The following is a 14,458-nucleotide window of genomic DNA, read 5'->3' on the forward strand; positions in this document are numbered from 1 at the left end:
CAAGGCGCACCACCGACAAGAGTCGTGCACATAAACACAGGAGTCTATCAGGTACGTACGACCGTCCTGCGGAATGCACCGTTGTGCAACTGCAGAGCGCCAGCGGTCGCGCTCAGAGGCCTGCGTGAACCGCTAAGAGTTTTTGCTGTTTGGCGTGCCAGACGCTTGCAAGCCCCCTTCTCTCGCACCGTCCGCTGTATGAACAACGAAGAACTGCGGCGTGGGCGCGGCATATCTAACCATGCAAACCATCTGCTGCGCCAGCGGACATCGATAGTCCGAGCTTGGCGAGCGTTGGCGGTTGAGGCGAGGTTATAAGGGAACCCCTCGCACGAGAGCGAGGCGCATTGCAGGCGAAAGGATGGTGGTATCGACTTGCTCCGCTGTCTCTTTGTAGACAGCGGCTGACATCCGGCAGAACTCCGACTTGCGGCCATTGACGTTCTGCATACGATACGACGCGAAATGCTCGCCATTGAATGTCGCCAAGTAGTAACGGTCCTTGTTGCCATTGACCAATAGAAGGTCAAACAAGACCGCCCCACGCACTTTCCGCTCACGAAGCTCGCTCTCTAAGAGGTCGAGCTCATCCATCGGGCTACGTGCGCCCGACGAAAACACAGCTGCGGAAATTCCTGGGACGGTCGCCGTCCGTACGAGGAACGGTAAGTTCATAGATTCGCTACTTTCTGGCACCAAACTTCGGCACACTTCATCACGTTGTCGGCAATGTCGCACGCGTCCTTGAGGGAGTCGAGGATTTTGGTCGTTTCGACCATTGACTCCATGTGAAACAACGGGTGCCGATGTTTGTAATATTCCGTGTAGGCATTGCCCAGTACGTCTGCCCAGTGAGCGCCTACGTGACTCGCGTTCACCGGGAGAAGCTGCCACTTCCCAACAAGCGGCTGCTCGAAATACTGCCCGACCGCATCTTTAGCGGCAGGTTTCAGACCCGCGTCAATAAGCATTTGCTTAATAATACCCTCCAGACCACGGAGTGCCGGGAAAGCTACGGCAGAGAAGTCCTCTAGCTCAATGTCCAACTTCTGCAGGGTAAGCGCTGCCGAGAACTGCTTTTTCACCTTGTCGTCGGCGTAGTCGAAAAGGGACGGATAGCGCGCCTTAAGCTCATCAACAATAGCCTCTGCCTTTATATCAACATGGCAAATGGCAATCTGTTTCTCAACGAACGTAGTGAGGGTCAGCTCGCCTTGCAGGAAGTCCATGACCAGCGCGGCGACCTGAGCATACTTGCCCTGGAACTGCAGCGTTCCGTTCGTGTACAGCTTAACCGTGACTACGTCACCATTGATACCACGATATCGGGTCAGTTCATAATTCGACCCTTTTTCGGTAACGAAGAGCTCAACTCCCCCACCCGCCAAAAAATCCTTCAACTTGGCCAGCCGCGAGGCGTCCATCTTCGGGATGGAGACGTCAAATCGATTCTTGTCCGAATACGAGCACTTGTCGCGGACCTCGGTCGCCAAGACGTCAAACACGTTACGGTCGCCCTTCGAGAAACCGAGTGTCGTGCTTCCGTCCTTGTTGGCGAAGACGTTAATCAGGAACGGAGTCCCTGCGAGTTCGCCACTGTAGTGAAAATGCTTCTGGTCCCGGACATCTTTGATTGCAAGCTTCTCCGCGCCAAAAGCGACCAGACAATCCGCAATTTTTTCACGTTTGAGATAGAGGCCGGTGAACGATGAAGTCGCCATTTGTGTTGCTTTTCTGAGACGTTGGTCGAGCGCCGTGGAGCGCAGTGGGTACTGCCGAGCGCCCGCTTTAAGGTCGGCGAAGTCTAGCACAAGCTCAAGCGCAACATGCTAAATCACTGAATAAAAAGGATATTTTCACAATCAAATCGCCCATTTTCGCAATAAATGACCCTCTACAGACTCCCAGAGACGAAACAGATGCAAGTCCGTCGCTGACTTCTCGAGCCGCTGCCCAGCCCAAAGGGCCACAAGGTGCTGACAGCCAAGGATGCCCCGTGACCAACGGCTGCCGACTGTGCTATCGAAAGCGGCCGCTGGCCGCATAGCGACTTTTCGGCGCAAGAGGCACCCCCAATCGTCGTCACCTCTCGTCATCGTTCGGCAGTTCTGACCGTCGCTTCGAAACGCTTGCCCCCGCAAAGTAAGCAACGACGCTCCTTCCAAATCCCATAGGCAAACGTAGGCGATGTGGGACGTGACAGCCTCGACTACGGCACTGCGATGGCATCGCCGCGCCAGCACAGTCGTCCCACATTCTGCGCTTCGTGGACCGCCTTAGGCGACCAGCGGCCCGTCGGCAGCCCGACCGGGCGCGGCTAACCGCGCGTAAAGCCAATCGACGACATGAGGGTCAAGCAAACCCGTGACGAAGGCTGAGTTCCAATTGTTTTTCCCTCCGTGCTCCTCGTCTAACAATCCCACCTCCTCCAGAAGCGTGGTTCGCAGTTGCTCAGAGCTTGCAGGCACAACTGCCAAAGCCCTAATGGCCAGACGCGGACGTCGGCATAGGTTGCTCCAACCATCAGCGAAATACCGGAGAATCGCAGTCCGCTCGACAATGCGCCGTTTATGAAACGCGATGGCCTCGTACTGCACGTGTTCCTGCGGAACACATAGCTGCAGACTCACCCTCGGAACGAGCCCAAGGTCGTCAAATCGCGCCGCAATCAACCGTTCCGACAAGCATTCGTCAAAATACGGATGCAATATGCGCTCGCCAGGCGCATTTCCGAGCAAGGCCCGACCTCGCCGAGTATTGCATTTGCATGCTGGGACGAGATTCAGCGAGAAGACTGCAAAGGCTGCGTAGTCCTCCTTTGGCAACAGATGGTCTAGCTGTCCGCTGTGCAACGAGCCGCACATAGGACAGACCCAGTGCTCGGACTCCCGGCGCATGTCCGTGATGTATTTCAGTACTCCGGGCGGTTTCCTATAGTGCGCTCTCAGGAGTGGTCCGACCTCCGCATCCAGCTGAACCGCCTGCACAGCGAAACCGTTTCCCCCGGCAGCTCGATACTGAATATAGCCCTCCGTGATTGCGGGCACCGAACCCTGTAATCGAGGAAAGCTGTCTACACGGCGATTGTTTGCCAAGGCGGTGAATGCCGCTGCGTCGTCAATGTCCGGGGGAGTAAGCTTATTCATTCGCCTGCCTCCTCTCGAGCGCCAGACGCAAAGAACTCAATATTTCAGGAGAAAGCTCCCCCTTATAGGTGGCGTATAACTCATCCCAAGTTTCATAGCGGCTAAGCAGACGCTGCTCTACGTCGGCCGCGAGCTTCGTTGGCTCGTCTTCGCCAAAAACAAAGCATGAAATTGCTCCCACATCTGCGCCGAACGTCTGCAACCGCAACGGGTCACTAAAGACAAAGCCATCGTCAGTCGTGCGGAGCACGCTCACCTGCTCCCGAAAAACCTCACGTACGAAGTACACGGAGTGAGTCGCGATGATTGCAGCAGACCCAGTCTGGGCCAGCATTGTGTTCAGTAGCGCCACGAACTGACTTATGAAGTTCGGGTGTAAGTGCGTCTCCGGCTCGTCCAATAACAGCAGTGAACCGTTCTCTATGTACAGACTCGCTTGCGCCGCGAACCGCAAGAAGGAGATTTCGCCACTGCTCAACGCGAATGCCTGCCCGTCCACGTAGCGGACGGGGTCCTTGTTCAAGTCGATAGCTGCGAACAGGTCTAGCAGGTTGTCGTCAGCGATAGACTGCTCGGATTCGGCTTCAACACTGAGGTCGCCGGCACGGTCCATGACTTCGGCGGGCCGAAGAAATTGAATGTCGACAGGTTCGTCGCCTTTATTCGTTCGCAACAGCGCAATCTGGTGCCAATCAGAAATTGACTGAATCGCCGTCAGGAATAGCTGCCACCGAAGTAGATTGCCAATCCGACTTTCCGAGCGCGCTATCTGCAACATCATGTCAGCAACTCCACCGCCCCGTCGGACACGTCCTCCGCGGTTCAGTGCGAAGCGCTTGTACCATACCTTTGGACTCTTCCTGCGTTCTGACGGAAATACGGATGCGGATTCGTTCGTCGGCGCAAATGCAAGTATGCGATTGATAAGAACCCGCCCGTTAGTGGCCCCCTCATGTAAGGCGCTATCGTCGCCCACCAAGGCTGCATTCACGATTCGGCCGAGTGCCTGACTCTTTCCGACTCCGTTCTTCCCGATAACCACAGAGATGCGCTTCGGCAACTCCGCCCCGTGGTCAAAGCGGAACTTGAGCTGATGACCGTTCTTCTTTCCAGCTAGCTGGAACTCAACTTCGATGTCGCCGGACATGCGGCCGATTTGCTCGGCATCAAGCCCCTTAAGGATAGGTCCAGCATTCTTGTATGCAAAGAATGCTTCTGCGGTCCGAATGAACGCCTTCTGGAAAACCTCAGTTTTGGAAGCAGATTTCGGAAGTTCTGAGCGGGGTAGAAGTTCAGTGAGTGCAACCAGGTCGTTCAACGCAAGCAGTACATTCGATGCAACGTCCGCCCCCAACACACTCACGATACGCCGATAGTCCTCCATCGACGGCAGCATCGTAAAGAACTGCTGCGACTCTTCCGCCGGCACAAATTCATTGGTCGAAGCACCCACAGTGTCATGTAACCAGCGCACATCCGCCGACTCCGAAGGAGTGGACGTCACATAGCCGAAGAATCCGCCCATACTCATCGAGTCGACATCACCGTCAAACTTGACGTGAATGTCTACTTGAATCTGAAAACGTGCCCCCTTCACCTTCTCGGAACTGGGGACGATGAGTACCGAGTACGGGCGCATCCGGCTGGGAGGGAGCTCAGTCAATCCGAAAAACGTCTTGAAGTCCCGGCCCGAACCCCGACCATTTGTTGCTGCTGCCATATGTATCTTCGCAAAAAAGTACTGGATTCAGATGCTGTGTCAACCACGCCAAGCTAAATCAAGCGAGATGCGGTGGTGTCGGCAATCCGAACGTAAACGCATGATGCTTAAAATCGCTGTCGGCCGGGACGACCCTGTAAAGCATCCCGTTGCTGAACCTATCGGAAACGTCAATCAACTTCTGCAGAAGGCTCAAGTTGTTGCGTTGTATCTCGTCCAACTGTGCCTTTGCCTCACGTAGCTCCGGCATGGAACTATCCTCGATGAAATTGAAATGCTTGCCGAGCAGCCCACATACCACATCCGAAAGCTGTACACCGAACGAACTCTTCGAGTCCACAAATGAAAATTGGACCTTCTTGGTCCCGTTCCAAAATACGACATCGCCAAGCTGCTCTTGTATGGTCAACTCTTCATCAAAGACGTGCTGAGACTTCCTGAAAAGACAAACCGGACGTATATAGAAGTCGTGCAAGCCGTCTATGAGAACATGATTCTCATTATCGACAAGAAACGCAAGTTCATCGAGCTTCGACGCCTCTTTTACCATAGATTTCAACATAGAATCTGCTGGTGTGCGCGGGATTTCCGCCGTTACGTTCAAGAACTCCAGAACAGCCCCTGCAAATTCGGGCGCCTTCCTTCCCACATTCGGATAGTCGTACGCTCGAAGAAGAGCCATGAACGCGAATAAGTCTCGCGAGACGATGGCGTAAAGCTCATTTTTTATTTCACGATGAAAAACCATGAATTGAATGAACCGCGAATCGGCGAAAAGCGAATCGACAATATCCACCAACGACCAGTACACAAGATTTAAGTTGTAGTAGTGAATGTACAGCTTGTTATTAACAAGAAATTGAAGAAAAATATTCAACTTACGAGAGCGCAAAACATCGAGATAATCGCCCTTCGCAACGAGGTCAAATTTAATCTCTGGCGCGCTTTTTTGAATTCGCATCGCCTCACGCAGCGGAGCAGCGTCGGGAAGAGGTGTCATCGCTCGTCGCGCAATGCCGCCGAGAATGAAATTCTTCAGCTCTCGGTCGTTAGGCTGCCCGTCATCTCTCAGATGAAGCTTACGGATGTTGTTGGTTTCGTCGTAGTAGAAGACCATCTTCTCATCCACTCCGTATAGCCGCTTGAGGACCTTGTCGCTAGGAGCAGGCGGTAGATACAGAAAGTTCTTCCGAATTTCGCTTACGTCGATTGCTAGCATTGTGATTGTGGACGCGATGTTGCGATTAAGAGATACATTGGGAAAGTTCTGACATGGCCCATGCATATCGAATACTCTCGACCAGTACGTCCCACTACGCGTTCTCACCACCGTCAGCACTCGTCGCGAATTGACGTACCACCTGTTGAACTGAGCAACGGGGCCATGCCTGCCTCGACCATGACCTGCCAGTAAGCGCTTGCGCCGAAGGCTTCTACGGACTAGACGGGACTCGTTAGATACACGCTGAAAATGTCACACACTGGTCCCGGCGGAAGTCTCTGGCAACGCTCTTCGGTCGACGACGCTTACCGGTGCCAGGCAACCGCGTCACTTATGGAAACGGAAACGGCCTCTTTTCGACAAGACAATCATCTAGACCTTGGAGGTCGTCCACGCAGGCGACGGACAACCCTGGTATCGGCTCAAGAGCAGGATAGCAATGGAATATCTGCGATTGCAATGAGACATCAAATATGAGGAAGTTGGCTAGCGCCCCGTTGTAAAAGCCTACTGGACCCAACGCATCCAAGCAGATTCTGTAGCTTTGCGGCTCCCCTAAGAGTTGCTTCCAAGCAAGCTCAAACCGGCTTTGCTCGGCTTCGCGCGAGTAGTCTTCGGCGTCTCGCTCATGCTCCCGCTCTGTGGAGTCGAAAAGATGTGCCATACTCAGCCAAAACGCATACTCCTGTAGTTGTGGCGTCAGGGTCGGAAACATGATGCCGACGTCACGCTTCCCATCGGAATACTGCCTGACATCCTCAATCGTCTTACAGCCAAGTGCGTAGTGTTTTTCCCTTTGCGACGATGTCTGCGCTCGGATTCCCTGTAGTCGACTACACGCGCTTGAGTAAGCCTGCGCATAGTCTTCGTAGTAGTACCTTGCGTTGTCGGCTATCCGCTTAGTATCTGACAGGAATGCCTCTGTGATGTCGTTGCTATCCGAGAGCAACGCTAGCATCTCGTGCGAGTCCTCCGCAGGAGCTCGACAATACTCCCCAAGGCTGCTACGAAGACAGTCTGCGTCGCCCATGCCGCCGGGTAGCGCTGCTGCCACTGTATAGAACCACTTTCGATACAGAACAGGCTCAATTGGCTGCATTGCCACGTCCTGAGACCAGTCAATGGGGCAGGTGAAGTACTTCGTAAGTTGCAACGCCACGGAGCGAGGATTCAAATCGTCGGCGGTCTCAGACATAATTCTTGTTGGTCTAGGTCACAAATGGGTACGCCGCTGCGCGGCGCAAACTCGTCGGCGCACGATGTTACCAGCCGGCGATGGAACCCGTGTTCGCGAATCAATAACGACGAATCAGTCTCAAGAGTCCGGGTAAATCTGCCGACATTCAATAGCTAGCCCATCGCTGGCCAACAACCAAAAAGATTCGCGAGAACTAGAGAATGTCAACAATCAACGCGTACATCCCGCAAGTCACCTCCCTCATGTTCGAAACCGAAGAAGGTGAGCGGGCTGCCAGTGCCCTCATCGAGTTCGGCGGCTGGAACCACGTAGACAAGGTGCTGTTACCAATTCAAGTGACCGAGCTCAGCCGGATGCCAGGTGCGGACGTGATTCGATGGGTGTTTGATAGCCTGTCGGCCGCCGCCGAAGCCGGTCGCCTCGACGCCGAGCGCTATATCACGCAGGTGTTCCCCAGCGCCGACGACCTGCGCGATTTCCGCGCATTGCTGCGTGATGCGGGGTTCGAGCGATGGATGACCGACCGCCATCACGCCGCTCTACGAAAGTTGGGCAACGCGGAGTGCGACTGTTCCACATACCCTGGTGCGACGACTTTGTTTGACCCGAAGGACGTCGACTGGGCGTAACTCCGCGACATCCCAACGCTAGTTCCCGCCCTGCTGGGTAAGTCGACTGTCTACCGAGTAAGGCGGGAGCCTACGAGCGATTGAAACAGCTGCAATATCTCTACCTTCGTTCTCCCACTGCCAATGGCAGACAGGAATGGGGCGAAGCGCATCGACACCTCAACACCGTTGCGCGGATTGAGCAGAACAAAGTCCTGCCATTCATCGCCCCGGCCTTCGATAGCTGCTGCATAGCTAAGGAGCCAGTAAATGGCGACTTGGCGATAGTCGGAGGCTGAAAACCGCTTGGCGGTGCACTTGACTTCAATCAACGTGTGGCCAACCGAGAAGTCACCCTGCCCGCTCGCTATCCATTCGAGTCCGGGGATTGCCGGGCGCAGCATGAGAGGCAGCCCTCGCTCTTCGCTCATCGCCCTCAGTCGTGCTGCCAGATTCCCTCCGACAATGGTAGCAAGCGTCTCGTCGCACAACTCAATTCTTTCCGGGAGCTTCGCGTCGAAGAAAGCCTGCTGCCGTTGGAGCGTCGCCTCAATGCATTCGGTCCAGTCCACAGGAACCCCAGTGACGAGACGCTCACCAACGGAGTAGCCGAGTTCGAATAACATCGCCCGCTGAAGCTTAGACAAAGCAAGCAACGCCAGAGGTAGCTCTTGAATCTGGAACCCGTCAGCGCCAGAGTTGAAGTGCGCCACGATGCCTGGTGTCAGTTGAGGAAACACTTCATCAAAGATGCCAGGGATTTCTCGGGCAACAGAGCGCGGGTCAATTTGCATCCTTGACCTCCTTCGCCCATTCCTCGTAGACCGTTGCCAACAGCGGCTCCGCGCCGCGCGGGTGCCTTTTAAGCTTCTCCCTGTCCTTCTCCCTATCTAACGGAACCTCCACTCCGAGCGCCCAAGCCTGCGGAGTTGCACGACGGAATTGCCGCCGTGCTGCGTCACCTTCGTCGTCAAATTTGTAGGTCGCAAGCCAAAACAGGCGCTGGCAATCAGCGCTGAGTTGTGCCCATCGATTGCGAAGCAAGTTGAACCCCGGTCTGTCGCCCCAATTTCGCCAGCAGTCTATGCACGCACGCCGAACAACGTCGAGCTGCGTCGAGTCCCAAAGCTTGCGCACATACACAGCTCGTTCGGGCGTTGAGCAGAATCTCAAACACCGCATGTAATGCAGAAGGCTTGCGTCGACATTGAGGAGATGAGCCGAGTGAACTGGAACCGCATCCAGCAACGAGTCGATGTCTGCGTAGATGGACTCAAAGCGCGAGTCACCGCGTAAGTGCGCGATGCCCCGCATTATGGTGGAAAACGACGAGCGGAACGCATGGAGATTCGTACCGTTCAACAACGTGGACGCGATTTCGAGTGCGACATGCGGCTCATGTAGTCGCATCGTGCGGCCGATTTGCGCTACCAAGAACGTGTCGGGTAACGCTTTCTCCAGCTCCCGATTCAGCAAATTCCGAACTTGGAGCGTCTCGACGGTCTCCTTCAGCGATTCATAGTCGTGGCTGGGGTTATCAGAATACGGGTCAAATTTCAGGTCGATGGTCCGGAGCTTGTTCGCCTCGTCGTCACCGGCGCCAAGCTGAGAGTTCACGTAGTCCCGATAGTGCTTCGATGAAAGGAAAACAGTCTTCGATTTGTTGAGACTTAGACCGTAATCCATCAAGCTTTGCGCCAATACCCCGAGTGCACGGTAGGCGTCAGCGGTATTGCCTGCAATCAGCACGTAATCGTCGACATAGCGGTGCCACGTAACACCGGCCGCAGTGATAGCAGTATCGACCTGGTTGAGGAATAGTTCGGCCAAGACACGCGCTCCTTGCCCCCCAACCGGAAGCCCGAAGGACCGCCCTGCGGAGAGCTTGCCCAATAGCGCATTTACTTGCCTCGAGACTTGCTTGCTATCGCCACCGAGGTCGTTTATGAAATTTTCGATGTAGTGGTGCGAGACGTGTTCGTAGAAGCTCGACACGTCGGTCTGGACAATGACAGCATCTGGGCCCGCAACATCAAGGCCCTCCAGAGTCGCCTCCTTGAACGCGCGCCAAGAACGGTTGGAATCAAACAACTGCGGCCCGTCGCCATCCAGAAACCGGTACGAGTGAACGGTAGCTTTGCGCTGGGGTTCCAGCACCTCGGCCACTGAAACGGCCAAACCGTTGAGGTATATGTTCCAAAACGGATGAATCTTGGTTACGACTCGGAAGCCAGCAGGCCCCGAAGGGGCAATAAGCCGCTCGCTAGATACATGCAATCCAGCGATTCGCTCATGGTTCTCCTTGATAGGCCCATCACGTAACTCCTCGTAGAATCCGAGCGCAATGGTCGCCAAGTCCTGCGCCCGGTCCCCACAGAAGCGAACGTCTATATCGAACGGTAACGTGTCGTTGTCACCGTGTGCTGAGATGTCGAAGGCGGCGCGTGCAAAATGACGCAAAGTCGGCTTCAGCAATTTGGGCCCCTTATTTGGCATAGCTTTACGTTCGGCCGTGTGGACTGGGTTGGTGCTCCTTCCCATCGTAACAGAGGGGGGAGCGACTCAATGCAGGGGCAGGAAATCAACGAGCCCATTCCCCGCGGCACTTAGCCCTGCACTCGCGCACGCCGAGCCGTTGGCCTCCGCCGTGAATGTGTTATCCTGGCTACAGAGAAATGCGCCGCCCAGAGTTTCTGCACGAGCGCGAAGGTAAGAAAATGGACGAAAGAAGACGTGAAAGCATCGTCGCCTACCTACGGCGACGTATGGACGAGTTTGGAATCAAACCCGAGGATGTCGCGGCGTCTCTTGCCGCGGACCAACAGCGACTACGAGCAGTGCGCTATCGAGACGCCCTCGGTCACACCTGGGACGGTAAAGGAACCGCTCCGCAATGGGTTGTTCAGGCAACCGCGGCGGGCCAATCCCTTCAGCATTTTGCAATCAGCGAAACCGCCGAAACGAAATCGAACAGTAAGAGTACGGTTGACTGGCGCAACGACCCGTTCGCAGGCACGCGCCTCGCTAACCGGTCGCAGGAATACGCCGCTGGCGCCTAAACTCACAGACGCCGCGGGACTGCCCGAAATGACCAACGGAATTGCGGAGGTAGGCGTCTCGGCGTAGCGCCCCGCAAATTGAGCCGAGCCGAGGGTATCCAACAGCGCTAGGTCCGTAATGCTCCAGCGATTGGCGCCGTGTCCAACAGCGCTTGTCTCAGCGATGAGTTGGCCACGCCAATCAACCGGAGTGCGAGAGTTGACCGGATACGTCCGGTACATAAATGTACCCTCCCGCCGCGTCTCCATAAGGCTTCGCATGTCCAGCGACCAGGCGTCCCGCAGTCCATGCACACAGGGCGGCGTCGATAGCGTCGATTGACCTCAATACCGCGGAATCGACGCCAACCGTCTCGAGGAGTTTTCTGCGCTCGACAAGTTTCCTTTTGGCGGAAACGGTTTCCTTCCCGAGCACAGCGCATGCAATGGCATGCGGGAACGTCTCGAAACTCACGCGGTGGCCCGCGTATTCTCGGGAACTCAAAAGCGGATAGGCATTTGCAAACGCGTGGTAGACCTGTTCACCGCAAAGCATCCAGTCATAGAAACCGCTGGGGCTGGACTTCGCTTGCTCTCGTGTTGGCGTGGCAAAGCAGTGAATGTGCTGCCGCGCCAGTTCCCGCTCAGCCAGGCGACCGCTACCTGCCTCTGCCCATCGGCACGGTGCGTCAATACCGACCGCCATCACATCAAATTTGAGACACTCTCGCAGCATCTCCGACGGCGTCATTCGTCTCACGTTGCTGAGGATGTGTTCGCCCTGAAGGATGACCATATGGCATCCTTTCCTCGCTCCGCCGACATCAATGCCAGCAACTGTGCTCGTTTCCACGGCATCCTCACGCACTCTTTCTTAGCCGGGCTGCGAAGCCCCAAGAGCCCGGCTTAGTGCTAGGTTAGGCCTCAGCAAGCGTGCTCGCAACCTCGGTCGGCGCCTGGTTCACGGCAGCGTCGGCAGGAGCCGTGGCTTTGACGGCGTTCTTTACCACACGCGCTTTGCGGGCAATGGGTGCCTTCACGGTCGCTCCGACCTTGGAGGCAGTTTTCCGAGCCGACGCTGCCGGCGTCGTCGCCGCAGCCTTCTTGGCGGCAGGTGCCCCCTTCTTCGATACCGCGGCCTTTTTTGCGACGGGCTTCTTGGCGGTCACCACCTTGGCCGCTTTCACCTTCGGCGCCGCTGCCGGCTCCGCGGCCACTGCAATCAAAAACTTCGACCGGTCCTTGGAGCCTGCTAACCATGCGGGCGCGCGACCACGCCCACTCCAAGTTTCATTGGTCTTGGGGTTGCGATACATCGGCGGCTACCAAGCCTACGTCGTTGTGTGTGCAGGAATACATTTCTCATCAAAAGCAGACATAGGTCATTTTGATTTTCTGATATCACAAATTAGACGGCCGATAGGAGTGCTTCCTTGCACTCTACGTAAATCATCTTGGGAGAACGATGTGTCAAGAATAGAGCGCACGATACTCTTTGGTGCTGCAGCTTGCCTTTTGACTGCATGCGCTGACCCAAAAGCAGTTCAGAGCTTTGCGACGATGGCGCCGCCGCCTCAGACCGCTCAGTCTCTGACGGTGGGATATGTTTCCGAACCAACGTGGCGGGAGAACGTTAAGTTCCTCACTGACGACCCGCCTCAGACTCAACTGTCGGCAATTGTCGCCGAGCGCACGGAACAAGCAAAAGGTTTCGAGACGATAGACAAAACAATTCGCGAATACATGCAAGCGCTGGGCGCAATCGCTTCGGACAACGTTGTGCAGTCGAGTGTCAACGTCAAGCAACTGACGGATGGTCTCACAGCGTGGCAAAAGGCTGAGCCTTCTCTGGGAATCACCACGGGCCAAGTAAATGCGGTCACAGAGGTCATACAAGCGATGGCGGATGCAGCGGAGACAGGATATAGAGACGAAAAACTAGCCTCGATACTTGGAAAGTCACAGCAGCCCTTCGTCGAACTGGTCGATATCCAGATTTCCATCGTGAATAGAGGAATCGTTCCGTCTTTAAATGAAGTAAATAAGGTAATCAATGACAAAAAAAACGCTGTCTCCAGCCAGAGTAGCGGCGTTCGATATTTGATTACTCGCCAGTTCGACGACGACAAGAGAACGTATCAAGCTCAGGTCGATGCCGCAACCGCTTATGTTTCAAGCCTAAATGCCATCAAAGAAGCCCATACTAAGCTCTATGAAAACCGTAACAATGTCCTCTCGAAGGAAGCGTTTGAGCAAATAAAGCCGCTCGTCCAAGAATCGTACAAAGCGTATCATGATTTGCAGGCAAATGTCCCAAACGTATCCGGCAACTAGAAATTTAAAATGAAAACTCTCCAGGAGAATTAAATGACACTCGCCGAAACCTCGTTCGATTTGGCTGACCTTTGCGACTCAATGGCCGATGAAATAACCACCGCTCGGAGTGCAGTTGGATATACGGAATCCTTAGGTCAGGGTGCCACGCTCGACCATTCAGTATCAAGCCTTCGGGATGAAGCTGACGCGATGAGAACTGCCGGTGTGGCGGCATCCCTCGAGTCTGCGGATGCGGCCATTGCCCAGTTGAATGACGCTACGAGTCAAGCGAATGATGCGGTCAGTAAGCTAAAAGAAGCCAACGAGATGATAACAGTCGCCGGCTCGCTACTCGTCCTGGCCGCCGCGGCGGCAACCGGTAACATTCTGGGAATTGCAACCGGAGCTGCTGCACTTGTCTCTGAGGTGAAGGAGCTTTAATTCTAATACGGTGCGCGGCACGTTTGTCCATCAAACGACGCTTCGTTTGATGGACGAAAAAAAGCACACAAAATGTGAATTCCTGACAGGCATTGAGTTCACAAGTCATCTTTCTCAGATGAGAGGTGAGCCCTTAAGCGGCTCTCGTTCAATGGCAAAGGTGCCTAACCGATTTTCTAGTTATGTACTATTTCAGACCACCGCAGCGGGCCAATCGCTTGAGCATTTCATGCGGCGAAACCTCTTGCGAAATCAAACAGCAAGGGTAAGGTGGATTGGTGCAACGACCCGTTTGCTGGCACACGTTTGGCAACAAGGCCGCAGGAATACGGCGCTGGCGCCTAAGCTAAGTTCGCCGTAAGACTGCGAGAGATAGAGAGGTGGATTAGCGAAGACGGGGACGCGCGAAGGTGCCGTTAGAGGCAAAAAGAGAGATGTCGCCGAAGAAGCCCTCTAGTAGGTCTGACGACCAATTGACAGCCACCGGGGTCCAGATGAAGGCATTGGCATTGTGATTCACGACCCCAAAGAAGAACGTGACCGGAGCCGCCGACTGACTTCGACACGCCTTTCGAATTTGGATGCGTACGTCGCGTGCCTCCTGCGTTCCCTGGCGTGTTGCGCGAAAAGGTCACTCCACAGTTGGAGCGGCCGGCTCATCTGGTGCACGATTGCCGGTTGCCGCATCACTATTGTCGCGCGGCTGCACAACAACTTTTGGTGCCTCTGTCTGTAAAGGTTGTACGGCTTGTGCCGGTTGTGCGGCTTG

Annotated in this window: 14 protein-coding genes; 4 read left to right on the top strand and 10 right to left on the bottom strand. The window is 55.1% G+C overall.

The window, feature by feature from the left end:
• Positions 1-312: 312 nt before the first annotated feature.
• From U5768_RS25895 to U5768_RS25920, 6 genes are all read right to left on the bottom strand, one after another.
• Positions 313-675 carry a type II toxin-antitoxin system RnlB family antitoxin gene (locus U5768_RS25895; RefSeq protein WP_322033224.1) on the bottom strand — a complete coding sequence of 121 codons (363 nt, stop codon included), beginning with the start codon at positions 673-675 and terminating at the stop codon, positions 313-315.
• Positions 672-1,721 carry a type II toxin-antitoxin system RnlA family toxin gene (locus U5768_RS25900; protein WP_322033225.1) on the bottom strand — a complete coding sequence of 350 codons (1,050 nt, stop codon included), beginning with the start codon at positions 1,719-1,721 and terminating at the stop codon, positions 672-674. The genes U5768_RS25895 and U5768_RS25900 overlap by 4 nt, the downstream gene beginning before the upstream one ends.
• 555 nt (positions 1,722-2,276) lie before the next feature.
• The gene (locus U5768_RS25905; protein WP_322033226.1) at positions 2,277-3,146 is read right to left on the bottom strand and encodes a hypothetical protein; all 870 of its coding nucleotides are present in this window, start codon (positions 3,144-3,146) and stop codon (positions 2,277-2,279) included.
• Positions 3,139-4,866 (bottom strand): AAA family ATPase, encoded by a 1,728-nt coding sequence (locus U5768_RS25910; RefSeq protein ID WP_322033227.1) that lies wholly within the window; start codon positions 4,864-4,866, stop codon positions 3,139-3,141. Before U5768_RS25910 ends, U5768_RS25905 begins: the two co-directional genes overlap by 8 nt.
• 58 nt (positions 4,867-4,924) lie before the next feature.
• The gene (locus tag U5768_RS25915; RefSeq protein WP_322033228.1) at positions 4,925-5,983 is read right to left on the bottom strand and encodes a DUF3800 domain-containing protein; all 1,059 of its coding nucleotides are present in this window, start codon (positions 5,981-5,983) and stop codon (positions 4,925-4,927) included.
• A gap of 436 nt (positions 5,984-6,419) precedes the next feature.
• Positions 6,420-7,046 (bottom strand): hypothetical protein, encoded by a 627-nt coding sequence (locus U5768_RS25920; RefSeq protein ID WP_322033229.1) that lies wholly within the window; start codon positions 7,044-7,046, stop codon positions 6,420-6,422.
• Between the two features lie 440 nt (positions 7,047-7,486).
• Here U5768_RS25920 and U5768_RS25925 point away from each other — a divergent pair, with 440 nt between their 5' ends.
• The gene (locus U5768_RS25925) at positions 7,487-7,915 is read left to right on the top strand and encodes a hypothetical protein (RefSeq protein WP_322033230.1); all 429 of its coding nucleotides are present in this window, start codon (positions 7,487-7,489) and stop codon (positions 7,913-7,915) included.
• A 50-nt stretch (positions 7,916-7,965) separates the two neighbouring features.
• Here the strand turns inward: U5768_RS25925 and U5768_RS25930 are convergent, their stop codons facing one another.
• Positions 7,966-8,688, bottom strand: coding sequence for a hypothetical protein (locus tag U5768_RS25930; RefSeq protein ID WP_322033231.1), 723 nt, complete (start codon positions 8,686-8,688; stop codon positions 7,966-7,968).
• The gene (locus tag U5768_RS25935; RefSeq protein WP_322033232.1) at positions 8,678-10,369 is read right to left on the bottom strand and encodes an RNA-directed DNA polymerase; all 1,692 of its coding nucleotides are present in this window, start codon (positions 10,367-10,369) and stop codon (positions 8,678-8,680) included. The genes U5768_RS25930 and U5768_RS25935 overlap by 11 nt, the downstream gene beginning before the upstream one ends.
• A 200-nt stretch (positions 10,370-10,569) precedes the next feature.
• Between U5768_RS25935 and U5768_RS25940 the strand changes: the two genes are divergently transcribed.
• Positions 10,570-10,953: an H-NS histone family protein gene (locus tag U5768_RS25940; protein WP_322033233.1), complete on the top strand. Its 384-nt coding sequence runs from the start codon at positions 10,570-10,572 to the stop codon at positions 10,951-10,953.
• A gap of 181 nt (positions 10,954-11,134) precedes the next feature.
• Here the strand turns inward: U5768_RS25940 and U5768_RS25945 are convergent, their stop codons facing one another.
• Positions 11,135-11,800, bottom strand: coding sequence for a DUF429 domain-containing protein (locus U5768_RS25945; RefSeq protein WP_322033234.1), 666 nt, complete (start codon positions 11,798-11,800; stop codon positions 11,135-11,137).
• A gap of 49 nt (positions 11,801-11,849) precedes the next feature.
• Positions 11,850-12,248, bottom strand: coding sequence for an H-NS family nucleoid-associated regulatory protein (locus tag U5768_RS25950; protein WP_322033235.1), 399 nt, complete (start codon positions 12,246-12,248; stop codon positions 11,850-11,852).
• A gap of 151 nt (positions 12,249-12,399) precedes the next feature.
• Here U5768_RS25950 and U5768_RS25955 point away from each other — a divergent pair, with 151 nt between their 5' ends.
• Both U5768_RS25955 and U5768_RS25960 read left to right on the top strand, forming a co-directional pair.
• Entirely contained in the window at positions 12,400-13,266 is an 867-nt protein-coding gene (locus U5768_RS25955; protein ID WP_322033236.1) for a hypothetical protein, read from the top strand.
• A 33-nt stretch (positions 13,267-13,299) separates the two neighbouring features.
• Complete coding sequence (locus U5768_RS25960) at positions 13,300-13,689, top strand: hypothetical protein (RefSeq protein WP_322033237.1); 390 nt, start codon at positions 13,300-13,302, stop codon at positions 13,687-13,689.
• Positions 13,690-14,458: the final 769 nt, after the last annotated feature.

Origin of the sequence: Paraburkholderia sp. J76 (assembly GCF_905220295.1) — a bacterium.
Taxonomy (GTDB): domain Bacteria; phylum Pseudomonadota; class Gammaproteobacteria; order Burkholderiales; family Burkholderiaceae; genus Paraburkholderia.

Bases quoted from the DNA above. Each gene is read 5' to 3' on its own strand.
- U5768_RS25895 (WP_322033224.1), bottom strand. From the start codon at position 675: ATGAACTTACCGTTCCTCGTACGGACGGCGACCGTCCCAGGAATTTCC.
- U5768_RS25900 (WP_322033225.1), bottom strand. From the start codon at position 1,721: ATGGCGACTTCATCGTTCACCGGCCTCTATCTCAAACGTGAAAAAATT.
- U5768_RS25905 (WP_322033226.1), bottom strand. From the start codon at position 3,146: ATGAATAAGCTTACTCCCCCGGACATTGACGACGCAGCGGCATTCACC.
- U5768_RS25910 (WP_322033227.1), bottom strand. From the start codon at position 4,866: ATGGCAGCAGCAACAAATGGTCGGGGTTCGGGCCGGGACTTCAAGACG.
- U5768_RS25915 (WP_322033228.1), bottom strand. From the start codon at position 5,983: ATGGTCTTCTACTACGACGAAACCAACAACATCCGTAAGCTTCATCTG.
- U5768_RS25920 (WP_322033229.1), bottom strand. From the start codon at position 7,046: ATGCTAGCGTTGCTCTCGGATAGCAACGACATCACAGAGGCATTCCTG.
- U5768_RS25925 (WP_322033230.1), top strand. From the start codon at position 7,487: ATGTCAACAATCAACGCGTACATCCCGCAAGTCACCTCCCTCATGTTC.
- U5768_RS25930 (WP_322033231.1), bottom strand. From the start codon at position 8,688: ATGCAAATTGACCCGCGCTCTGTTGCCCGAGAAATCCCTGGCATCTTT.
- U5768_RS25940 (WP_322033233.1), top strand. From the start codon at position 10,570: ATGCGCCGCCCAGAGTTTCTGCACGAGCGCGAAGGTAAGAAAATGGAC.
- U5768_RS25950 (WP_322033235.1), bottom strand. From the start codon at position 12,248: ATGTATCGCAACCCCAAGACCAATGAAACTTGGAGTGGGCGTGGTCGC.
- U5768_RS25960 (WP_322033237.1), top strand. From the start codon at position 13,300: ATGACACTCGCCGAAACCTCGTTCGATTTGGCTGACCTTTGCGACTCA.